This is a genomic window from Vibrio panuliri (genome assembly GCF_009938205.1).
Lineage (GTDB): Bacteria > Pseudomonadota > Gammaproteobacteria > Enterobacterales > Vibrionaceae > Vibrio > Vibrio panuliri.
On sequence record NZ_AP019654.1, the window covers coordinates 3,214,061 to 3,237,261 of the forward strand.

Sequence of the window (23,201 nt, forward strand, 5' to 3'; positions counted from 1 at the left end):
AGTTTTTTGCGTTTTTTTATCGTTCGGTGAATAAATAGACTAAAACCGCCAAAAGAGGCGGTTTTGTTTACAATTGTTTAAACTTATCGGCAAATAAAGAGACTTTTTCCCAGTTGGTATACTCGACTTCTTTACTGGTATCCGTCTCGCCTCCAGTTAAAGTCATAATCAGCTTAATCATCATTTTGTCGAACCAACCATACCTTGGATAGTACAGCGCACCAGCAAAGACACCGATTAAACTTGGTTGCCAAGGAGATAAACGCAAAAACTTCTTAATATAGACACTTCCTTCCGGGGTATCTTTTCCTTGATCTTCTTTTCTTGCAGTGAGGTTTACACAAAAGAATGCCACTTTACTCTGTTCAAGCTGTTCTATATTGCGATTAATAAACTGATAGAGCTTTTTATTCAGCTTGCCATAACGAATAGAAGCACCAATCAACACTCTTTCATATAAAGAGAAGTCAACGCTATCCACTTTATGCAGATCGATTAGCTCACATTGATAGTCAGCCAAATGCTTTTCGATATACTCGAGAATCTTAACTGTCTGCCCTTCCTGGGAAGAGTATAGAAATAAAACCTTTTTCACTTAATATCCTTAGCTACGCCAAAATGTTGGTGTAAGCAAAATTAGCAGCGTAAAAATCTCTAGGCGCCCAAACAACATTGATACAACTAACACCCACTTCGCTTTGTCGTTGATTTCACCAAAATGCAATGCCACTTCTCCAAGGCCTGGCCCTAAGTTATTAAGTGTCGCGGCTACCGCAGAGAACGCACTTAACTCGTCCATGCCTGTCGCTATCAATGCCAGCATACAGACGACAAAAACCAATGCATAGGCAGAGAAGAATCCCCACACCGCATCCACAACCCGCTGTGAAAGCGCACTACCACCGAGCTTAATGGTGTAAACCGCACGAGGATGAACCAAACGTTTCAGCTCTCGCGCACCTTGTAATGTCAGCAAAAGGATACGGATAACCTTCATCCCGCCGCCTGTCGACCCTGCACAGCCTCCTATAAAAGAGGAGAATAATAACAACACTGGCAGAAACAATGGCCACTCAGCAAATCCCGTGGTTGTAAAACCTGCAGTGGTTGATATTGAAACTGTTTGGAATAACGCCTGATCAAATGCCTCATAAATGGTGTCATATGAGTGGTGATTAAGCAGCATTAAAAAACAGACTAAGAACAACAGCACTTGGATAAAGACAAATGCGCGAAACTCAGGGTCTTTCCAATAATACTTAGGGTGAACACCACCGGATGCAAATGCAGCAAAATGCAATGAGTAGTTACACGCCGATATCAACAAGAACACCACAGTAATCATATTGATCGCATAGCTATCAAAGTAACCCATACTGGCATCATGGGTAGAGAAACCACCAATCGCTATCGTCGAAAAACTATGCCCTATCGCATCAAACGGTGTCATCCCCGCTAACCAGAAAGCAACGGCACAAGCAACGGTTAAACTCAGATAGATATACCAAAGTGCCTTTGCGGTTTCAGCAATACGTGGCGTCATTTTGCTGTCTTTTACCGGGCCTGGAATTTCTGCTCGGTAAAGCTGCATACCACCGATACCTAACACTGGGAGAATCGCTACAGCAAGCACAATGATCCCCATACCACCAAACCATTGTAGAAACTGGCGATAAAACAGAATCGCTTTTGGTAAGTGGTCAAGTCCAACAATGACTGTTGCCCCCGTTGTTGTCAGTGCAGAAAAGGATTCAAAAAAGGCGTCAGTCACTGAAATATTGGGGTTGTCGGAGAGTAAGAAAGGCAGGGAACCTGCACTGCCTATTACTGTCCAGAACAGAACAACAATTAGAAAGCCATCACGAGCTTTGAGTTCATGCTTATGCCTTCGGTTGGGAAACCAACAAACGACACCACAGAACAGTAGAACGAAAAAAGTCGTGACAAATGGCACGCCTGCACCATCTCGGTAGATTAAAGCTACCAAGGCTGGGGCGAGCATAGAGACGCTAAACAGGGCAAGTAACAACCCTACGATGCGGATAATTGATCGAAATTGCATTGCTTAATGATGTGTGAAGCTAGGCTTCCGACTTCCTATTCAATCCCTTTAACAGGGGTAATTACGGCTTTAGCACCGCTTTTGTTAATGATGGTCTGAGTAAATGCCTCTAACTCTCGCACTTCAATTTCGAGCGTTAGTTCAACCTCATCACTGTATTGTGCCTCAACTTCCAGTACACCAAATTGGCTAAATAATGATTGTGCGACTGGCATAAAACCATAGTCTAACTGGAGCTTAATCAATGTGGTGATTTTTTTCTCCATAGTTTGAAGCAGCTTAAGCGCTTGCTGCACGCCCCCACCATACGCTTTGACTAATCCCCCTGTACCGAGACGTATACCGCCATAGTAACGGGTAACGACTGCACTAACTTCGCCCACACCAGAACCCGAAAGCTGCGCCAATATCGGCTTACCCGCGGTTCCTGAAGGCTCACCGTCATCACTAAAACCCCACATCATTGAGTTCTCTGGTCTGCCTGCGACAAACCCCCAACAATTATGCCGAGCATCCGCGTGCTTTTTCTTGATCTCATCAACAAATGTTTTTGCTGCGGCAACATTTGGTGTGTGAGCCAAATAGGTAATAAAGAGACTTTTCTTAATCTCTTCCTCAAAAATCACCGGAGCCGCGGGGATTAAATAGGGCGTATCGTTCATGATTTACTTAAAAAATTACCGAAGACACGCAAGTTTATCACGAGCGATTTGCAATAACAGAGTGGAACACGCAAATCACAATGTTAAACACTTGTTTGAAATTTGTATTGAAATTAAACATTCACAAGTCCACACTAAAAGCGAAACAAGAAGTACCACAACAAAAAAACTCTAATAGTAGATTAAATGTCACGGAGATAGACATGATTTACCAAGCCAATACCCTACATGTAAAGGAAGTGCAAAATGGTATCGCCGAGCTTTGTTTTAGCTCTCCAAACTCGGTGAACAAACTCGACTTAGCGACATTGGAGTCGCTCGACGCTGCACTCAATGCTGTACAACAAACACCCAACATTCGTGGATTAATGCTTACCAGCGATAAAGATGCCTTTATTGTTGGCGCTGACATCACGGAGTTTCTTGGTCTGTTCGCCAAACCAGATCAAGAACTTGACCAATGGCTCCAGTTTGCCAATCGCATTTTTACCAAACTGGAAGATTTACCTTTCCCAACAATTTCAGTCGTAAAAGGCCATACATTGGGAGGGGGATGTGAGTGTGTACTCGCTACCGACTTCCGAATTGGTGACAAAACCACCAGCATTGGTTTACCAGAAACGAAACTAGGTATCATGCCGGGCTTTGGTGGTTGTGTGCGCCTACCCCGCTTAATCGGTGCAGATAGTGCGATGGAAATCATTACTCAAGGCAAGATCTGCCGAGCTAATGAAGCCCTCAAAATTGGTTTACTCGATGCTGTCGTTGATCAAGAGGCTCTCGTTCAGTCTGCACTCTCAACACTTAACCAAGCCATTACAGAAAAAATCGACTGGCAGGCAAAGCGCAAGCAAAAAACATCACCGCTTACGCTCAGTAAGCTCGAAGCAATGATGAGCTTTACTATGGCAAAAGGGCTGGTTGCCCAAAAAGCAGGCCCGCATTACCCAGCGCCAATGACATCGGTGAAAACGATTGAAGAAGGTGCACGTTTTGCACGTGACGAAGCGCTCGATGTAGAACGTAGCCACTTTGTCCGATTAGCGAAATCCCCAGAAGCCAGTGCTCTGGTTGGCCTATTTTTAAATGATCAATATATCAAGGGCATCGCCAAGAAAGCAGCTAAGTCAGCCAGCAAGGACACTAACAGAGCTGCAGTTCTGGGCGCTGGCATTATGGGGGGCGGTATCGCATATCAATCCGCTCTTAAAGGTGTACCGGTATTAATGAAAGATATTGCTCAAGCATCGCTAGATTTGGGCATGAATGAAGCCTCAAAACTTCTCAACAAACGTCTTGAACGTGGGCGAATTGATGGCTTTAAGATGGCGGGAATTCTCGCATCCATCACACCAAGCCTTCATTACGCAGGTATTGAACAAGCCGATGTCATTGTTGAAGCCGTGGTTGAAAACCCAAAAATCAAAGCGGCGGTACTGTCTGAAGTTGAGCAAAATGTCAGTGCAGATACAGTGATCACCTCAAATACATCCACCATACCCATTGATCTGTTGGCGAAATCACTTAAACGTCCAGAAAATTTCTGCGGAATGCACTTCTTTAACCCAGTTCATCGCATGCCGTTAGTCGAAATTATCCGTGGACAACACACGTCCGAAGAAACCATCAATCGTGTTGTCGCCTACGCCGCCAAAATGGGTAAGTCCCCTATTGTCGTCAATGACTGTCCGGGTTTCTTTGTCAACCGCGTATTGTTCCCATATTTTGGCGGTTTTAGCCTGTTACTGCGTGATGGGGCTGATTTCACTCACATAGATAAAGTCATGGAGCGTCAGTTTGGTTGGCCGATGGGCCCCGCTTACCTGCTTGATGTGGTTGGAATAGACACCGCTCATCATGCTCAAGCAGTTATGGCTCAGGGCTTCCCCGAGCGGATGGCAAAACAAGAACGCGACGTTATTGATGCTTTATTTGAAGCTGAAATGTTTGGTCAGAAAAACGGTCGCGGTTTCTACAGCTATAGCGTTGATCGTAAAGGTAAACCTAAAAAACATTTTGATGATGCGATCCTGCCATTGATCGAGAGTATCAGCAGCGAGCAGCAAGACTTTGATGATCAAACCATTATCGCGCGCACCATGATCCCAATGATCAATGAAGTCGTCCTATGTCTTGAACAAGGCATCGTCGCTTCGGCACAAGAAGCTGACATGGCACTTATTTATGGTCTTGGTTTCCCTCCGTTTAGAGGTGGCGTATTCCGTTATCTTGATAGTTTAGGCATCGAAACCTTTATTGAACAAGCGAAGCAGTACCAGCACCTAGGTGCTATGTATCAAGTGCCGCAACTGCTGATAGATATGGCAGAGAAAGGCGAGCGTTTTTACAGCCAACAGCAACAAAGTTCAATTTAATCGGGGGAATCGAAAATGACCATAGAGACAAGAAAAGTAGTCGTTGTTGACTGTATTCGTACCCCGATGGGGCGTTCGAAAGGCGGAGCTTATCGTCATGTCCGCGCAGAAGATCTATCCGCACATTTAATGAAGGGTCTGCTTGCACGTAATCCTCAAGTCAACCCCAATGAAATTGAAGATATCTACTGGGGCTGTGTGCAACAAACTTTAGAGCAAGGCTTTAATGTTGCACGTAATGCCGCCTTACTCGCTGGCTTACCAATTGAAATTGGCGCGGTTACGGTTAACCGATTGTGTGGCTCATCAATGCAAGCCCTGCATGATGGTACACGTGCCATTATGACTGGTGATGCGGACATCTGCTTGATTGGTGGTGTCGAGCACATGGGACATGTACCAATGAATCACGGTGTTGATTTTCACCCTGGCATGGCAAAAAACGTTGCTAAAGCGGCAGGAATGATGGGGTTAACCGCTGAAATGCTAGGAAAACTACATGGTATTAGCCGCGAACAGCAAGATGAATTTGCTGCACGCTCCCACGCCAGAGCGCATGCCGCTACCGTCGAGGGCCGATTTAAAAGTGAAATTCTCCCTACAGAAGGACACGCTGCAGATGGTACTTTGCAGTTACTCGAACACGATGAAGTGATCCGCCCAGAGACAACGGTTGAGGGGCTATCACAACTTCGTCCGGTATTTGACCCAGCCAATGGTACGGTAACGGCAGGCACTTCGTCTGCACTCTCTGACGGTGCATCGGCAATGCTTATCATGAGTGAAGAAAAAGCCCTGCAACTTGGCTTGACTATTCGCGCATACATTAGAGGTATGGCGATTGCTGGATGCGACCCTTCCATCATGGGTTATGGGCCTGTTCCAGCGACGCAAAAAGCACTTAAACGAGCAGGTTTGACTGTAGAAGATATGGATGTGGTTGAACTTAATGAAGCGTTTGCAGCACAAGCCTTACCGGTTGCCAAAGATCTTGGGCTACTCGAAGTGATGGATGAGAAAGTGAACTTAAATGGCGGTGCGATTGCTCTCGGCCACCCACTCGGCTGCTCTGGCTCACGCATCTCAACCACGCTCATTAACCTGATGGAAGCGAAAGATGCCAAGTATGGATTAGCCACTATGTGTATCGGTCTAGGCCAGGGTATTGCAACCGTATTCGAGCGTCCCTAATAGCAACGCACTGGACTAGAGAATAAAACCAAAAGCAAACGCCAGCTACTTGCTGGCGTTTTTTATGAGCGTAACCAATCGTTATACAACTGCTCGCTTGAGCCCAAATAATCCACCATCCACTCAATCATTTTGTGGTTCTCATCTTTGCGCCATACTAAGCAGCAGTAACTTAACGGCTTCTCCTCTGGCAGAATCTTCTCCACCAGCACACCTTCCTCAATCAGTGGCTGAGCGATATGACGCGGCATATAACCGACACCCACGCCATTCTTTAAGCACTCTATGGCACTATACCAGTTGGGCAGTAACAAACGTCTTTGCTGCGGGTAGTGCACGGTATGACGCTTAGGCAAAACATTAGAGGTATCATCAAGACATATCGCGGGAAACTGGCTAACAAATGCTTCAGTAAGTACTTGCTCACGTACACATGGGTGGCTTGGTGACATCACAAATGCCCAATCAAGCACGCCCATCTCTTTCACTTCAAAGTCCCCTCCGACCGGTATCGCGGCGGTTGCACCGATAACAATATCCGCACGCCCCTGTGAGATAGCCTCCCATGAACCATTAAACACCTCCATATTGATTTGCAATTCAGCGTGTTCAAATGTGGCATAAAACGCTTCTATCAAAGGTTTCATCTGATCCAAGCGCACTACGTTATCTAGGGTCAGTTTTAGGGTTTTCTGCCAGCCATGTGCCGCCCGTCGGGTTTGGCTTTTCACCTCTTCCATATGACGCAACATAGCACGAGCTTCAGCAAGGAAAACCTCTCCAGCGGGCGTTAGCTCAACTTTCCTTGGTAACCGTTTAAATAGTACGACATCAAGGTCTTGCTCCATCTGACGCACGCTGTAGCTAATTGCCGAAGGAACTTTATGTAAGACCTCAGCCGCAGCGGTAAAACTGCCTAATCGAGCGACTGTATCGATCATTTTTAACGAACTGCGCGAAAACACACTCATAACTGCCTTCAAATTTTTTGATTTATAACTACAAATATTAACGTTTCATTTTATCAATTTCCAAAAATAGAATGCGAGACATAGATAAGCTATGACCTGTAAAAAGAATGTAGCAAATTTTAATGTATGAATTTTTTTGAATGGAAATAAGATGAACACTGAAAATAAAGTTTCCAAACTGCAGCTGTTTTACTTGTCAGCACTCTCAATGCTCGGCTTCATCGCCACCGATATGTATCTACCCGCTTTTAAAATGATGGAAGTCGATTTCGCCACAGGCCCTGAGCAAATTGCACTCTCTTTGACGGTATTCTTAGTCGGCATGGCAAGCGGTCAACTGTTGTGGGGATTGGCTTCAGACAAATTTGGCCACCGTAATACTCTCGCGGTTGGTTTGGCGCTATTTACCGTTTCTTCTCTTGGTCTCGCGTTTAGCGATCAAGTTTGGCAACTGCTAGCACTGCGCTTTGTTCAAGCCATTGGTGTTTGTGCACCTGCGGTAATTTGGCAAGCGATGGTCATCAAACGCTACAGCAGCACTAGCCAACAAATCTTTGCCACTATTATGCCGCTTGTTGCGCTTTCTCCAGCACTCGCCCCACAACTAGGTGTACTACTGGCAGATAGCTTTGGTTGGCACAGCATCTTTTATGCGTTAACGCTTATGGGTGTATTGCTTGTGATGGCAACGTTGCGTCAACCACAAGAGCAAATAGAAACTAAGCAAACCTCTGTCGCTGCAGATATCCGCGCTTTAGTGAGTTCAAAAACTTACATTGGTAACGTGATGATGTTTGCAACCGCTTCAGCCGCATTTTTTGCCTACCTAACAGGTATGCCTGAAATCATGGCACAACTAGGCTATGAAGCGAAAGATATTGGTCTCAGCTTCGTTCCACAAACCATCGCATTTATGGCTGGTGGTTGGCTGGGCAAAGTTATGGTTGCAAAGTACGGTGATGAAAAAGTTCTTCGTCAGTTGATCGGCCTATTTAGTGTTGCCTCATTAATGATTTTTGTCGCTTCTCAATGGGAGTTAAGTTCAATTTGGCCAATCCTAACGCCATTTTGTTTAATTGCGGTAGCAAACGGAGCAATGTACCCAATCGTGGTAAACCGAGCGCTAGCAAGTGCGAAACAAAGCCCAGCCACCGCAGCAGGATTGCAAAACAGCTTACAAATCAGTGTTAGTAGCCTATCAAGTGCTTTGGTTGCTGCACTCGCAAGCCAAGCTCAGCATGCAACTGGCATTGCGATTGTGATTTGTATGTTGGGTATGTGGGTTGGCTACGTAGTGTCAAACAAAGACCTATCGAAGCACTTTACCACACCTGATAACGCACGAGTTGTTAGTGAAGAATAGATAATAAGAGCCGCTCAATGCGGCTCTTTTTCTATCAAAGACTTTGCAGCCCCCACTTTTCTGCTGTCGCTTTAAAGAAGCCTTGAGTTTTCTTTAGCTCAACCCAGTGGTTAATATAGTTAATCCACACCTGATCGTCTTGCGGTAGCAACATCGCGATTGGGGTTGGTTTACGTGGCTCTTCCACAGGTACGATGGCGAGTTGATTAAACTTCTCCACCAGCGTCGCCGCCTCAACATTAGAAGTCACTGACACATCCGCACGACGAGCAAGCAGCTCTTGGAAGTCTCGCGCCGGAGCTTCAATGACAATGTGCTTTGCCGATGGGAAGAACTCCTTGACCATTTTCTCTTGCACTGTGCCTAAAGTCGCTGCGACTTTGACTTCAGGTTTATCAAAATCCCCCCACTCACTAAACTTGGCTAAGTCTTTCTTTTGCACCACAGGCACAAAAGCAAGATAGAAATAGGGTTGGCTGTAACCAGCAACTTTGGCGCGTGACATATTGAGTGATGCACTACCTGTGATGTCATATTTATTCGCCGTAATCCCATTCACCAATGTTTTCCAATCGGTGGCGACATATTCAACTTGAACACCAAGATCTTTTGCCAACTCGGTGGTGACATCAATATCAAAACCACGGTAACTATTAGTCGCGGGATCCTTCATCGTCATTGGATTCCAATCCCCAGTTGTGCCCACTCTTAATACACCTTTATCTAAAATGTCATGCAAGCGACTTTGCGCATAAGCAACCTGGGTAAACGCGAGTAAGCTGAACAGTATGATGGTTACGAAATGTCTCATTCTCTTTCCTTTGAAAAATGATTTGATTCATTAATTATTGACCATTCGGCAGATTTTGTTGATAACATACTAATAACAAATGGCATTTTTCATCAGTTTAGGGAGTAACTGTGAACTATCGACAATTTTGGCCATTAAGCGTTTTGCTGATGACAGGATGTACGGATTACCAATGGGGCTGGTACGTACTCGATCCAAGTACTGAACAAGGGAGAACGAATCTTTCTTTCCTACTTGCTGGATTTAACGACACGATTCAAATCTCGTTAATTAGCATGGTATTAGCGATGTCTTTGGGACTCATTGTTGCCTTACCTGCCCTATCAAAGAGCAAACCTCTTCTGTGGTTGAATCGAATCTATGTCGAAGTCATTCGGGCCATTCCTGTATTGGTACTGCTGTTATGGGTCTACTACGGTATGCCGACACTTATGGATATCTCACTTAACCATTTTTGGGCCGGCGTGATAGCGCTTACTATCGCGGAAAGTGCTTTTATGGCGGAAGTATTCCGTGGAGGGATTCAAGCCATTAATCGCGGTCAGCATGAAGCTGCCGAATCACTCGGCTTAGATTATTGGCGTAAGATGCGGTTGATTATTTTACCTCAGGCACTACGACAAATTTTACCGCCGCTGGGTAATCAATTTGTCTATATTCTCAAGATGAGTTCTCTAGTCAGCGTGATTGGTTTAAGCGATCTCACTAGACGCGCCAATGAGTTAGTCGTTAATGAGTACTTACCTTTGGAAATCTATACTTTCCTCGTATTGGAATATCTCGTGTTAATACTGCTTGTATCTCAAGCTGTGCGCTGGCTTGAAAAACGTATTGCGATTCCTAGCTATTAACAAAAAAACCGCTCATAAGAGCGGTTTTCGTCAATATTTCACCGGTGTGATAATTACTTGTTTTTCACTGGTCGCTGCCAACCCGTAATTTTACGCTCTTTAGCACGAGTAATCACAAGCTCTCCCTCAGCGACGTCTTTACTCAATGTCGTACCAGCACCAATGGTTGCACCATTGGCAATGCTTACAGGCGCAATCAGTTGGCTATCAGAGCCAACAAACACGTCATCACCGATGATGGTTTTAAACTTATTGGCACCATCGTAGTTGCAAGTAATCACACCTGCACCCACATTCACGCGTTGACCAATTTCAGCATCACCTAAATAAGTAAGATGGTTGGCTTTTGAACCTTCACCAAGACGAGTGTTCTTCACTTCAACAAAGTTACCCACGTGCGCATCGTTAAGTAGCTCAGCGCCAGGGCGCAGACGTGTAAATGGACCAACGGTACACTCTTCACCAACCGTCGCGCCTTCAATCACGCTGTATGGGCGAACGATGGTGTTGTCGTCAATCTCACAATCTTTCAGTACACAACCTGCACCAATCTTCACGTTATCACCCAATGACACCGAGCCTTCAATAATAACGTTAACATCAATCTCGACATCTAGACCGCATTGCAGTGCACCACGTAGGTCAAAACGCGCCGGATCGCGCAGCATCACACCTTGTTCTAGCAGTTTTTGCGCTTGCATGGATTGGAACGCGCGTTCAAGACGAGCGAGTTGTGCACGATCATTTACCCCTTCAACTTCAATCGGGTTAACTGGGTGCACCGCTTCAACTGCGCGACCTTCATCATGCGCCGCAGCGATAATATCCGTTAGATAGTATTCACCTTGCGCATTGTTGTTGTTTAGGCCAGCCAGCCAGCGTTTAAGATCCCCACCTGTTGCAACCATTACACCAGTGTTGATCTCTTTAATCAGTTTCTGTTCATCCGTCGCATCTTTTTGTTCAACGATCGCTACCACCGGACCATTCTTACGAACGATACGTCCGTACCCCATTGGGTTGTCCAGAACAACGGTTAGTAAGGCAATACCACCCGTTGGTTGCGCATCTAACAAGTTCTCTACCGTTTCAGAAGAGATCAATGGCACATCACCATAAAGAACTAGGATCTTTTCATCATCTTCAAATTGAGCCGAAGCTTGATCCACGGCGTGACCGGTGCCGAGCTGCTCAGCTTGCAACACCCAATTGACGGGTTCGTCGGCGAGTACTGTTTGCATTTGATCGCCACCGTGACCGTAGACCAAATGAATATTCTGCGCACCCAAGCCCGCACATGTATCAATTACGTGTTTCGCCATCGGTTTGCCAGCGAGTGTGTGCAAAACCTTAGGCATGTTTGAATACATGCGAGTCCCTTTGCCCGCAGCAAGAATTACAGCACTAAATTTCATCGTAGAACCTATGACATTGTATTTTTGAATGGCGGATATTGTAGACAGCAACGCACCATTAGTTAATGCCTGAAAGACATAAATAAACAAAAAGGCGACCAAACGGTCGCCTTTCTCACATATTAAACACCACTAAATGGATTAACGGTGTTTTTTGGTCAGCTCGATAACTCGTAGCTGAGCAATGGCTTTAGCCAGTTCACTGGCCGCTTGTGCGAAGTCCATGTCGCCGTGCTGATTCTGGATATTCTCCTCAGCGCGACGCTTAGCTTCTTCTGCCTTCGCTGCGTCTAGATCTTCACCACGGATAGCGGTATCAGCCAGTACAGTCGCTGTACCAGGCTGAACTTCTACCATACCACCAGAGACATAAATGAACTCTTCGTGGCCGTGCTGTTTCACAATACGCACCATACCAGGCTTAATAGCGGTCAGCAGCGGAGTGTGGCCGTGGAAAATACCCAGCTCACCTTCGCTACCGGTCACCTGAAACGTTTCTACGCGACCAGAGAAGAGTTTCTTCTCAGCGCTTACTACGTCTAGATGAAAGGTTATTGGTGCCATATCGCCTCCTAGTTAGCCTTATAGCTTCTTAGCATTCTCGATAGCGTCATCGATCGTACCGCAGTACATGAACGATTGCTCTGGAATGTCATCGTAATCACCAGCTAGTAGACCTTTAAAGCCACGTAGAGTCTCTTTAAGAGGTACGTAGATGCCTGGGTCGCCAGTAAATACTTCCGCTACGTGGTAAGGCTGAGTTAGGAAACGCTCAATCTTACGTGCACGAGATACAACTTGCTTATCTGATTCAGATAGCTCGTCCATACCTAGGATCGCAATGATATCTTTCAGCTCTTTGTAGCGCTGAAGAGTTTGCTGAACGCCACGCGCAACATCATAGTGCTCTTGACCAACAACCAAAGGATCTAGCATACGAGATGTAGAATCTAGTGGGTCGATCGCAGGGTATAGACCCATCGCTGCGATGTTACGGCTAAGTACAACCGTTGCATCCAAGTGCGCGAACGTGGTTGCTGGAGATGGGTCAGTCAAGTCATCCGCAGGTACGTATACCGCCTGTACAGACGTGATAGAACCTTGCTTAGTTGACGTGATACGTTCCTGTAGAACACCCATTTCTTCCGCTAGCGTTGGCTGGTAACCTACCGCTGAAGGCATACGACCTAGAAGTGCCGAAACCTCTGTACCAGCAAGTGTGTAACGGTAGATGTTATCGATGAACAGTAGTACGTCACGACCTTCGTCACGGAAACGTTCTGCCATCGTTAGACCCGTCAGTGCAACACGTAGACGGTTGCCTGGTGGCTCGTTCATCTGACCGTAAACCATCGCTACTTTTGATTCTTCTGGCTTCTCAACGTTAACAACGCCAGCTTCCTGCATTTCGTAGTAGAAGTCGTTACCCTCACGAGTACGCTCACCTACACCGGCAAATACTGAAAGACCAGAGTGTTGTAGTGCGATGTTGTTGATAAGTTCCATCATGTTAACGGTCTTACCTACACCTGCACCACCGAATAGACCGATTTTACCACCCTTAGCGAATGGACAAATTAGGTCGATTACTTTAACGCCAGTTTCAAGAAGTGCTGTTTCGTTTGATTGCTCTTCGTAGCTTGGCGCTTCACGGTGGATAGAGTAAAGCTCTTCCGCACCGATTTCGCCACGCTCGTCAATTGCGTCACCTAGAACGTTCATGATACGACCTAGGGTTTTAGTACCTACTGGTACTGAGATTGGAGCGCCAGTGTTAACTACTTCAACTCCACGACGTAAACCATCTGAGCTACCCATTACGATACAACGAACTACGCCACCGCCTAGCTGTTGTTGAACCTCAAGAACTAGACGTTCTTTTGATTCCGTAACGTTTAGAGCGTCATATACACTAGGTACTTCGCTCTGTGGGAACTCTACGTCGACTACCGCACCGATGATCTGTACGATCTTACCTGTAGCCATCGTTAATCCTCTAAACTATTTCGTTTTACCTAAACTTAAACCGCAGCAGCGCCGCCAACGATTTCCGATAGTTCTTGTGTGATCGCAGCCTGACGGGCTTTGTTGTACACAAGTTCTAGATCTTCAATCAAGCTGGTCGCGTTATCCGTTGCAGCTTTCATCGCAATCATTCGGGCCGCTTGCTCACAAGCAAGGTTTTCTACTACACCTTGGTAAACCTGAGACTCTACGTAACGCACTAATAGTGTGTCCAATAGAGGCTTTGGCTCAGGCTCATAGATGTAGTCCCATGAGTGCTCACGCTGCATCTCTTCGCTGTCCGATTTAGGCAAAGGTAGCAATTGATCGATCGTTGGTTGCTGAATCATGGTGTTTACAAACTTGTTGTAAACCACATATAGACGATCCAGTTCACCATCATCGTATTTCTTCAGCATTACGCTTACAGAACCGATAAGGTCTTCTAGACTTGGTTGATCACCAAGGCCAGATACCTGAGCGGCAACTTTTGCGCCACTGCTTTTGAAAAAGCCAGTGCCTTTAGAACCAACTAACGCCAGTTCCACTTCAGCACCTTTCTCTTTCCATGCCTGCATATCAACTAGGGCATTTTTGAACACGTTAATGTTCAAGCCACCACACAGGCCACGGTCTGTAGAAATAATGATGTAACCAACACGCTTAGCTTCACGCTCTTCTAGGTACGGATGACGGTACTCTAGGTTTGCGTTAGCCACATGACCGATCACTTTACGCATTGTTTCAGCGTATGGACGAGAAGCTCCCATTGCATCTTGAGAACGACGCATTTTTGAAGCTGCTACCATTTCCATCGCTTTCGTAATTTTCTGCGTGCTTTTAACACTACCGATTTTATTACGTATCTCTTTTGCGCCGGCCATCGTTACTCTCCATTAGTTGGTGGCATTACTGCCACCGACCTATTACCAAGTTTGGGTTGCTACGAAGTCGTCAGTCAGTTTCTTCAACTGAGCTTCGATTTCATCGTTGTAAGCACCCGTCTTGTCGATCTCAGCTGCAAATTCAGCGTATTGACCGCGAGCGTACGATAGTAGAGCCGCTTCGAAATCTAGCAGTTTGTTTAGTTCAACGTCTGCTAGGTAACCGCGCTCTGCCGCGAAGATAACTAGAGATTGATCAAATACTGAGAATGGAGCGTATTGCTTCTGCTTCATTAGCTCAGTTACTTTTTGACCGTGGTCTAGCTGTTTCTTCGTTGCGTCATCAAGATCAGACGAGAACTGTGCGAATGCCGCTAGTTCACGGTATTGAGCTAGTGCAGTACGGATACCGCCAGATAGCTTCTTGATGATTTTCGTCTGTGCCGAACCACCTACACGAGATACTGAGATACCTGGGTCAACTGCTGGACGTACACCTGCGTTGAATAGCTCAGTTTGTAGGAAGATCTGACCATCAGTAATCGAGATTACGTTAGTCGGTACGAATGCTGAAACGTCACCTGCTTGAGTTTCGATGATAGGAAGAGCAGTTAAAGAACCAGTCTTACCTTTCACTTCACCGTTAGTGAAACGCTCTACATACTCTTCGTTTACACGAGCTGCACGCTCTAGTAGACGAGAGTGTAAGTAGAATACGTCACCTGGGAATGCCTCACGGCCTGGTGGACGTTTTAGTAGTAGAGAGATCTGACGGTAAGCTACTGCTTGTTTCGATAGGTCATCGTAAATAATCAGTGCGTCTTCACCGCGATCGCGGAAGTATTCACCCATTGCACAACCAGCGTATGGCGCTAGGTATTGCAGTGCAGCAGACTCAGAAGCAGATGCCACAACAACGATAGTGTTCGCTAGTGCGCCATGCTCTTCTAGTTTGCGTACTACGTTAGCGATGGTAGAAGCTTTCTGACCAATAGCTACGTAGATTGAGAAAATACCAGAGTCTTTCTGGTTGATGATCGCATCGATCGCCATTGCTGTTTTACCAGTTTGGCGGTCACCGATGATAAGCTCACGCTGACCACGACCGATTGGGATCATTGAGTCAACTGACTTATAACCAGTTTGTACAGGTTGGTCTACCGATTTACGGTCGATTACACCTGGTGCGATTACTTCTACAGGTGAAGTCAATTTCGCTTCGATTGGACCTTTACCATCGATAGGCTCACCTAGTGTGTTCACTACGCGACCTAGTAGTTCTGGACCAACTGGCACTTCAAGAATGCGGCCAGTACCTGTAACTTTCATGCCTTCCTTAAGGTCAGCATATGGGCCCATTACAACCGCACCAACCGAGTCACGCTCAAGGTTAAGTGCTAGTGCATAACGGCCACCCGGTAATTCAATCATTTCACCTTGCATCACGTCCGCTAGGCCGTGAATGCGGATGATACCATCGCTTACCGATACGATAGTACCCTCGTTACGAGCTTCACTCACAACCTCGAAAGATTCGATACGTTGTTTGATCAGTTCGCTAATTTCCGTGGAATTAAGTTGCATGCTCCAATCCCCATTAAGACTGCAATGCATCGCTCAGGCGGTTCAAACGACCACGCGCTGAGTCATCGATGACTAGGTCTCCGGCTCGAATTATTACCCCACCAAGTAGGGTTTCGTCTACACTGCAATTCAGCTTCACTTTGCGCGCTAAGCGCTGCTCAAGTTTGCTACCGATATTTGCTAGTTGTTCTTCTGAAAGTTCAGTTGCTGAATAAACTTCAACATCGATCTTTTTCTCATGCTCTTGTTTAAGAGCGAAGAACTGTTCGCTTACATCAGGAAGGGCCTTCAATCGACCATTCTCCGCCATCACCTTCAATAGGTTTTGGCAGTGTGCATCAACTTGTTCGCCACAAACTACCACAATGATTTCTGCCATTTTTTCAGCAGACATAGAGCTTGCTAGAAGCTCTTTCATTTGTGCATTTTGGACAACTTCAGCAGCGAAAGAGAGCATTTGACTCCATTGGTCTAGTTGCTCTTTTTCCACTGCAAAGTCGAAGGCTGCTTTAGCATAGGGGCGTGCGATAGTAGTCAAATCAGACATATGCGCCCCCAGACTTAAAGTTTTGCAGTAATGTTGTCGAGAATATCTTTGTGCGCGTCTTTATCAATAGAGCGCTCTAGGATTTTCTCAGCACCAGCTACAGCCAGAGTTGCAACTTGTTTGCGCAGCTCATCGCGCGCGCGGTTGCGTTCAGCTTCTAGTTCAGCTTCTGCTTGAGTAAGGATGTTCTGGCGTTCAACCTGAGCTTCCTCGCGAGCTTCATCTAGAATTTGAGCTTTACGCTTGTTCGCTTGCTCAATGATCTCAGTTGCTGTGCGCTTCGCTTCTTTCAACTGATCAGAAGCGTTTGCTTGAGCTAGGTTCAAGTCTTTAGCTGCACGTTCAGCAGCTTGAAGACCATCAGCAATTTTCTTCTGACGTTCTTCAATCGCATCCATGATTGGTGGCCATACATACTTCATGCAGAACCACACAAACAATGCAAACGAGATTGCTTGACCTAGCAGAGTTGCGTTCATGTTCACAACAGCTACCCCTTCTTTTAGGACTTAGTGTTAATCAATGGCAAACCAGTGTTTGCCCTTCGCAATACGTGATTAACCTAATTGACCAACGAATGGGTTCGCGAATGTGAATAGTAGCGCGATTACGACACCGATCATTGGAATCGCATCAAGTAGACCCGCGATGATGAACATTTTAACTTGCAGCATAGGTGCCATTTCTGGTTGACGAGCAGCACCTTCTAGGAATTTACCACCAAGAATTGCGAAACCAATCGCTGTACCAAGAGCAGCAAGACCGACGATAATGCCTACGGCGATTGCAGAAAAGCTCAGTAAAGTTTCCATTACTATCTCCAATATATAGTGTTTACTTGTTAGCCTAAAAAAAACGAAATAAATTAATGATCACTGTCTTCGTGAGCCATTGATAGATAAACAATTGTTAACATCATGAACACGAAAGCTTGAATCGTAATAATCAATATGTGGAATATCGCCCACGGAAGTGAGCCCAACCATTGTAAGTACCATGGTAGCATTGCCGCACAAAGAATAAATACAACCTCACCTGCAAACATGTTACCGAACAAACGCATACCAAGTGAAAGAGGTTTCGCTAGTAGCGATACTACTTCAATCAGTAGGTTGAACGGAATCATTACAGGGTGATTGAATGGATGTAATGCTAATTCCTTTGCAAAGCCGCCTAGACCTTTGATCTTGATGCTGTAGTAAATCATCAAGGCAAAAACGCCTAGTGCCATAGCCATGGTGATATTCACATCAGTGGTAGGTACTATTTTTAGATAAGGAATACCTAACCAATGTTCTGCTGGATACGGAACGAAGTCGATTGGCACTAAGTCCAATAGGTTCATTAGGAATACCCAACAAAAGATAGTTAGTGCTAAAGGCGCTATCAGAGGGTTGCGTCCATGGAACGTATCTTTGACGTTATCAGCGACAAATTCTACGATCATTTCAACAGCACACTGAAGCTTACCTGGTACACCTACTGTTGATTTCTTCGCTACTTTGTAAAAAATTCCTAGGAAGATTAAACCAGTAAACCAAGAAAAAAACAGGCTATCGATATGTACATTCCAGAAATTACCTGGTTCCATCAAACCTAAACTCTCAAATGAGAGCGCAGTAAGGTGGTGGGTAATATATCCGGATGCAGTTAGCGCTTCACCTGGCGCAGCCATAACTCATCCTATTTTTTGTTGTTAATGAATAGCACTGGCGCACAGATATTAATACCTAGAGCCAGCAAATAGGTTAGTTTCAGGGGAACAAGTTCCACCTGCGTATACATGTAGACAATCGAGAACAGCACCACTGTGATAAGGATTTTAAGCGCTTCACCTGTGTAAAAAGATGCCGCAACTTTCTTTGCCGCACGCGCTCCACTAAACATAAAAGCACACAAAGCAAATACCGCATTAGCCACGACACAAATGCCGCCACCAATTAGTGCGGAAACTCCCCATTCAACATTCACAGTGGCAGCAATACCCGCTGCCGCTAATGTAACCCCGCCAAGCTGGATCAATAACAATTGCTTCGCAAGCTCTCGTCCAGGTCTAGCTAACGCAGTTACCATGTATTCATACCTCTAGTAAAATCCGCAGCAATTACTACCGAGTGCTGGGAAATTGGCAAAAATTATACGGTCAGTCGAATTGATTGCAATTAAAACACCGCAAAAAGTTACAATTCTGTATACAAACCTACAACTTTTACATAAAACTCATATTTTATAAAACTTGATGAAGATCAATTATCTCACTTAGCTCTGCAACTTGGCAATTAATTGCGCCAATTTTTGAGGTTCATCAACATTTATTGTCACTTTTGCTTTCCCGTTATCAGAACGAACAATTGCAACTTTAGCGCCAAGGATTTCACTTAATTTCTGTGACATTTGTTGAGTTTCAACATCCTCTGGCACGTTTTTCGTCTCAACCTCTGGCTTTAAGCACTTTTTCACCAATTGCTCAGTTTGACGAACGGTCATTTGCTTCGCAGCTACCTGCTTAGCGATCTCGACTTGCTGTTCGCCTTCTAGCGCTAGCAGAGCTCGAGCATGCCCCATTTCCAGCTTTTTGTCTGCAACTAAACCTTTTACATCAATTTCCAACTGATTTAGACGTAATGTGTTACTTACCGTGGTTCTTGATTTACCAATCACATCGGCAACTTGCTGATGTGTCAGTGAGAATTCGCCTTGCAGACGCTCAAGTGCTTGCGCTTCTTCGATCACATTAAGATCTTCGCGCTGAATGTTTTCGATCAGAGCCATGGCAATCGCAGCACGATCCTCGACCTTTTTGATCAAGCAAGGTACTTGGCTTAATCCGGCTTTACGAGCAGCACGCCAACGGCGCTCACCCGCAATAATTTCAAATTTATCGTGATCGACCTGTCGCACCACAATCGGCTGAATAATACCTTGCGATTCTATTGAAGCAGCTAACTCTTCTAGCGCTTCAGGCTCCATATCTTTACGCGGTTGATACACACCTGGACGTAACTGGTTGATGCCTAGATCAGTTAACTGGCCATTGCTCGATTGTTCTTGGCTCAAGCTCACGGCCTGCTGACGTTCACGAGCCAACGAACTGGTAGAGAGAAGCGCATCAAGCCCTTTACCTAAACCACGTTTAGACATGAATTTAGTTTCCTTAAGTTAGTTTTAAGCAGGTACTTCTTCGCGACGAAGCATTTCCCCCGCTAAAGCTAGGTAAGCTTTAGCGCCAGCGGAATGTTTGTCGTAGTACATAGCAGGCTTACCATGACTTGGCGCTTCTGCTAAGCGAACATTGCGAGGAATAACAGTGCGGTACACCTTGTTTCCAAAGTGCTTTTTCAATTGATCGGATACTTCATTAGAGAGCCGGTTTCTCGGGTCATACATAGTGCGTAGTAACCCTTCAATCTTGAGATTCTCGTTAACAACAGCGGCTAGCTTGCTAATGGTATCCATTAACGCAGTTAAACCTTCTAGTGCAAAATACTCACACTGCATTGGCACTAACACAGAATCTGCTGCGGCCATAGCATTGATTGTAAGAAGGTTTAGAGAAGGAGGACAATCAATAAAGATGAAATCATAGTTATCGCGAACCGACGCAAGTGCCTGCTTTAAGCGTATTTCTCGAGCAAACACTTCCATTAATTTGATTTCAGCGGCAGTCACATCACCATTAGCAGCAATTAAATCGTAATGTCCGGTGGTTTTCGTAATCACCACATCATTAAACGCGACATCTTCGACTAACAATTCGTATGCCGTGGCGTCGACTTGATACTTGTCAACACCACTAGCCATGGTTGCGTTGCCTTGTGGGTCAAGATCAATCACCAATACCCGACGTTTAGTTGCGGCCATAGACGCAGCTAAATTAATACAAGTCGTTGTTTTTCCAACACCGCCTTTTTGGTTGGCAATGGCTACAATTTTTCCCACGATTTACCTCGCTATAATTCCTTGCGCGATAAGATTACTAGATGACGCTCACCTTCCAATTGAGGAACTTTCAAAGCTTTGACGTCGGTCACACAACACCACTCTGGTAGTTCAGCAATCTCATCCTGTGATAATTGCCCCTTGAGCGCCAAGAAGCGTCCGGTCTGTTGCTTTGGTAAGTGATGACACCACTCGACCATATCAACCATAGAGGCAAAAGCTCTACTTAGTACACCATCAAACTTCTCTTCAGGTTGATACTCTTCGACTCGACTTTGAATCGGCGTCACGTTTTCAATTTTTAGTTCGTGGACAACTTGTTTAATAAAGCGGATGCGTTTACCGAGACTATCAAGCAAGTGGAACGCTTTATCTGGGTTCATAATTGCCAGAGGAATACCTGGTAAGCCTGGGCCTGTACCGACATCGATAAAGCGCTCACCTTGAAGGTGAGTGCTAACGATGATGCTATCTAGGATGTGTTTCACCAACATTTCAATTGGATCGCGCACAGAAGTGAGGTTATACGCTTTGTTCCACTTGTTGAGCAGTTCAACATAGCCAACTAACTGTTCGCGTTGACGCTCAGAGACTTCGAGATCAGTTTGTGCGATTAACTCATCAAGCTTTTGACGTAAAACAGACATTAGGCTTCCTCACCCTTTTTCAACAGACCTTGTTTTTTCAGGTGAACCAGCAGGATTGAGATCGCCGCAGGTGTAATACCAGAAATACGTGATGCAATACCGATTGACTCAGGTTTCGCTTCTGACAACTTAAGCACCACTTCATTAGATAAACCACTTACTTGCTTGTAATCAAGATCAGCAGGAAGTTTGGTGTTCTCATGACGAAGAGATTTTTCGATCTCATCTTGTTGGCGCTTAATGTAGCCCTCGTATTTAACCTGAATTTCGACTTGCTCTGCCGCTTGTTGATCTTCAAGTGGTGGTTGGAATGCATCCAATTGCGTCAGTTGCGTATAGGTGATCTCTGGACGACGCAGCAGATCTTCACCACTCGCTTCGCGTGCCATTGGTGTTTTAAGCAATGCATTCAACGCATCAATACCCGCAGACTTAGGGTTCATCCAAGTCTCTTTCAAGCGTTGACGCTCTTGTTCCATATTGTCGATTTTTTGGTTGAAACGCGCCCAACGAACATCGTCAATCAGACCCAATTCACGAGCTTTTTCTGTCAAACGAAGATCAGCGTTATCTTCACGCAGCAACAGACGGTACTCCGCGCGAGATGTAAACATGCGGTACGGTTCTTTAGTCCCCATCGTCGATAGGTCATCAATCAGTACGCCAACGTACGCTTGGTCACGGCGAGGACTCCAACCTTCTTTGTCTTGACTGAACAAACTCGCATTGAGACCCGCCATCAAACCTTGTGCTGCCGCTTCTTCGTAACCAGTCGTACCGTTAATTTGACCAGCAAAGAACAGGCCTGAGATAAATTTGTTCTCATAGGTTGTCTTCAAATCACGAGGATCGAAGAAATCGTATTCAATTGCGTAACCAGGGCGAACAATATGCGCGTTCTCAAACCCTTTCATTGAACGTACGATTTGCACTTGCACGTCAAACGGTAAGCTGGTGGAAATACCGTTAGGGTATAGTTCAGTTGTGGTTAAGCCTTCTGGTTCAATAAAGATTTGGTGACTGTTCTTATCAGCAAAACGCATCACTTTATCTTCAATTGATGGGCAGTAACGTGGACCAATACCTTCAATAACACCAGCATACATAGGGCTACGATCGAGGTTATTGCGGATCACTTCGTGAGTTTGCTCATTGGTATGAGTAATAAAACACGGGATCTGACGCGGATGTTGGTTGCGGTTACCCATAAACGAGAACACAGGGGTTGGGTTATCACCGTGCTGAGCTTCTAGCACAGAGAAATCAACACTATTTGCATCGATACGCGGTGGTGTTCCAGTTTTTAAACGATCAACGCGTAATGGCAGTTCACGTAGGCGATTAGCCAAAGCGATCGATGGTGGATCGCCTGCACGGCCACCTGAGGAGCTTTCCATACCAATATGGATCTTTCCTCCAAGGAAGGTACCAACGGTCAATACAACCGCTTTGGCGCGGAATTTGAGACCCATTTGGGTTACAACACCCACCGCTTGATCGTTTTCAACAATCAGATCATCTACTGCCTGTTGGAATAGCGTTAGGTTTGGGGTGTTTTCCAGTACGTTTCGAACAAACGCTTTGTAAAGAGCACGGTCTGCTTGAGCGCGAGTTGCACGTACAGCTGGACCTTTAGATGCATTCAACGTTCGGAACTGAATACCAGCATGGTCAATAGCCTGCGCCATTAAGCCACCCATAGCATCAACTTCTTTCACTAGATGTCCCTTACCAATACCGCCAATGGCTGGGTTACAAGACATTTGACCTAGCGTGTCAATGTTGTGAGTTAGTAAGAGGGTTTTTTGCCCTGTACGCGCTGATGCGAGTGCGGCTTCCGTTCCTGCATGACCGCCACCAACAACGATGACGTCAAAGTTTTCGTGATAAAGCAT

General features: G+C 45.5%; 23 protein-coding genes. 4 read left to right on the forward strand and 19 right to left on the reverse strand.

The features are described 5' to 3' along the window. Window positions 1-67 precede the first annotated feature (67 nt). From hemG to GZK95_RS14820, 3 genes are read right to left on the reverse strand one after another with little or no spacing between them, the layout of a single operon-like run. Window positions 68-595: a menaquinone-dependent protoporphyrinogen IX dehydrogenase gene (gene hemG, locus GZK95_RS14810; RefSeq protein WP_075713481.1), complete on the reverse strand. Its 528-nt coding sequence runs from the start codon at window positions 593-595 to the stop codon at window positions 68-70. 9 nt (window positions 596-604) lie between these two features. Continuing rightward, on the reverse strand, window positions 605-2,062 hold the full coding sequence (locus GZK95_RS14815) for a TrkH family potassium uptake protein (protein ID WP_075707220.1): 1,458 nt from the start codon (window positions 2,060-2,062) through the stop codon (window positions 605-607). Between the two features lie 35 nt (window positions 2,063-2,097). Next, on the reverse strand, window positions 2,098-2,724 hold the full coding sequence (locus GZK95_RS14820; protein ID WP_075707218.1) for a YigZ family protein: 627 nt from the start codon (window positions 2,722-2,724) through the stop codon (window positions 2,098-2,100). Between the two features lie 203 nt (window positions 2,725-2,927). On the opposite strand from GZK95_RS14820, the gene fadB reads away from it, so the two are divergent. Continuing rightward, a complete protein-coding gene (gene fadB / locus GZK95_RS14825; RefSeq protein ID WP_075713479.1) occupies window positions 2,928-5,099 on the forward strand; it encodes a fatty acid oxidation complex subunit alpha FadB in 2,172 nt (723 codons plus the stop codon). A 15-nt stretch (window positions 5,100-5,114) separates the two neighbouring features. Further along, entirely contained in the window at window positions 5,115-6,290 is a 1,176-nt protein-coding gene (fadA, locus tag GZK95_RS14830; protein WP_075707214.1) for an acetyl-CoA C-acyltransferase FadA, read from the forward strand. 62 nt (window positions 6,291-6,352) lie between these two features. Here fadA and punR read toward each other — a convergent pair whose 3' ends face one another. Beyond that, complete coding sequence (gene punR / locus GZK95_RS14835; RefSeq protein ID WP_075713483.1) at window positions 6,353-7,255, reverse strand: DNA-binding transcriptional activator PunR; 903 nt, start codon at window positions 7,253-7,255, stop codon at window positions 6,353-6,355. A gap of 157 nt (window positions 7,256-7,412) precedes the next feature. Here punR and punC point away from each other — a divergent pair, with 157 nt between their 5' ends. Then, a complete protein-coding gene (gene punC / locus GZK95_RS14840) occupies window positions 7,413-8,624 on the forward strand; it encodes a purine nucleoside transporter PunC (protein ID WP_075716533.1) in 1,212 nt (403 codons plus the stop codon). 34 nt (window positions 8,625-8,658) lie between these two features. On the opposite strand, the gene GZK95_RS14845 is transcribed toward punC, so the two are convergent. Further along, window positions 8,659-9,435 carry a transporter substrate-binding domain-containing protein gene (locus GZK95_RS14845; RefSeq protein WP_075716532.1) on the reverse strand — a complete coding sequence of 259 codons (777 nt, stop codon included), beginning with the start codon at window positions 9,433-9,435 and terminating at the stop codon, window positions 8,659-8,661. A 149-nt stretch (window positions 9,436-9,584) separates the two neighbouring features. Here GZK95_RS14845 and GZK95_RS14850 point away from each other — a divergent pair, with 149 nt between their 5' ends. Next, entirely contained in the window at window positions 9,585-10,286 is a 702-nt protein-coding gene (locus GZK95_RS14850; RefSeq protein ID WP_404817636.1) for an amino acid ABC transporter permease, read from the forward strand. Window positions 10,287-10,339: 53 nt separating this feature from the next. Here the strand turns inward: GZK95_RS14850 and glmU are convergent, their stop codons facing one another. From glmU to mnmG, 14 genes are all read right to left on the reverse strand, one after another. Beyond that, window positions 10,340-11,701, reverse strand: a complete 1,362-nt coding sequence (gene glmU / locus GZK95_RS14855) for a bifunctional UDP-N-acetylglucosamine diphosphorylase/glucosamine-1-phosphate N-acetyltransferase GlmU (protein WP_075707206.1) — start codon at window positions 11,699-11,701, stop codon at window positions 10,340-10,342. A 141-nt stretch (window positions 11,702-11,842) separates the two neighbouring features. After that, on the reverse strand, window positions 11,843-12,265 hold the full coding sequence (locus GZK95_RS14860) for a F0F1 ATP synthase subunit epsilon (protein ID WP_075707204.1): 423 nt from the start codon (window positions 12,263-12,265) through the stop codon (window positions 11,843-11,845). A gap of 18 nt (window positions 12,266-12,283) precedes the next feature. After that, window positions 12,284-13,687, reverse strand: coding sequence for a F0F1 ATP synthase subunit beta (atpD, locus tag GZK95_RS14865; RefSeq protein ID WP_075716530.1), 1,404 nt, complete (start codon window positions 13,685-13,687; stop codon window positions 12,284-12,286). 35 nt (window positions 13,688-13,722) lie between these two features. After that, window positions 13,723-14,589, reverse strand: a complete 867-nt coding sequence (gene atpG, locus GZK95_RS14870) for a F0F1 ATP synthase subunit gamma (protein ID WP_075707200.1) — start codon at window positions 14,587-14,589, stop codon at window positions 13,723-13,725. Window positions 14,590-14,631: 42 nt separating this feature from the next. Next, window positions 14,632-16,173, reverse strand: a complete 1,542-nt coding sequence (gene atpA, locus GZK95_RS14875) for a F0F1 ATP synthase subunit alpha (protein ID WP_075707198.1) — start codon at window positions 16,171-16,173, stop codon at window positions 14,632-14,634. A 13-nt stretch (window positions 16,174-16,186) separates the two neighbouring features. After that, window positions 16,187-16,720 carry a F0F1 ATP synthase subunit delta gene (gene atpH, locus GZK95_RS14880; protein ID WP_075707196.1) on the reverse strand — a complete coding sequence of 178 codons (534 nt, stop codon included), beginning with the start codon at window positions 16,718-16,720 and terminating at the stop codon, window positions 16,187-16,189. A gap of 14 nt (window positions 16,721-16,734) precedes the next feature. Beyond that, on the reverse strand, window positions 16,735-17,205 hold the full coding sequence (gene atpF, locus GZK95_RS14885; RefSeq protein WP_075707194.1) for a F0F1 ATP synthase subunit B: 471 nt from the start codon (window positions 17,203-17,205) through the stop codon (window positions 16,735-16,737). 72 nt (window positions 17,206-17,277) lie between these two features. After that, the gene (gene atpE, locus GZK95_RS14890; protein WP_075707192.1) at window positions 17,278-17,532 is read right to left on the reverse strand and encodes a F0F1 ATP synthase subunit C; all 255 of its coding nucleotides are present in this window, start codon (window positions 17,530-17,532) and stop codon (window positions 17,278-17,280) included. Window positions 17,533-17,585: 53 nt separating this feature from the next. After that, window positions 17,586-18,395 carry a F0F1 ATP synthase subunit A gene (gene atpB, locus GZK95_RS14895; protein ID WP_075707190.1) on the reverse strand — a complete coding sequence of 270 codons (810 nt, stop codon included), beginning with the start codon at window positions 18,393-18,395 and terminating at the stop codon, window positions 17,586-17,588. A gap of 8 nt (window positions 18,396-18,403) precedes the next feature. After that, a complete protein-coding gene (locus tag GZK95_RS14900; protein WP_075707188.1) occupies window positions 18,404-18,793 on the reverse strand; it encodes a F0F1 ATP synthase subunit I in 390 nt (129 codons plus the stop codon). Between the two features lie 186 nt (window positions 18,794-18,979). Then, window positions 18,980-19,861 (reverse strand): ParB/RepB/Spo0J family partition protein, encoded by an 882-nt coding sequence (locus GZK95_RS14905; protein ID WP_075707186.1) that lies wholly within the window; start codon window positions 19,859-19,861, stop codon window positions 18,980-18,982. 24 nt (window positions 19,862-19,885) lie between these two features. Next, entirely contained in the window at window positions 19,886-20,659 is a 774-nt protein-coding gene (locus tag GZK95_RS14910) for a ParA family protein (RefSeq protein WP_075707184.1), read from the reverse strand. A gap of 11 nt (window positions 20,660-20,670) precedes the next feature. Further along, window positions 20,671-21,306, reverse strand: a complete 636-nt coding sequence (rsmG, locus tag GZK95_RS14915; protein ID WP_075716529.1) for a 16S rRNA (guanine(527)-N(7))-methyltransferase RsmG — start codon at window positions 21,304-21,306, stop codon at window positions 20,671-20,673. Then, the gene (mnmG, locus tag GZK95_RS14920) at window positions 21,306-23,201 is read right to left on the reverse strand and encodes a tRNA uridine-5-carboxymethylaminomethyl(34) synthesis enzyme MnmG (RefSeq protein ID WP_075716528.1); all 1,896 of its coding nucleotides are present in this window, start codon (window positions 23,199-23,201) and stop codon (window positions 21,306-21,308) included. Before mnmG ends, rsmG begins: the two co-directional genes overlap by 1 nt.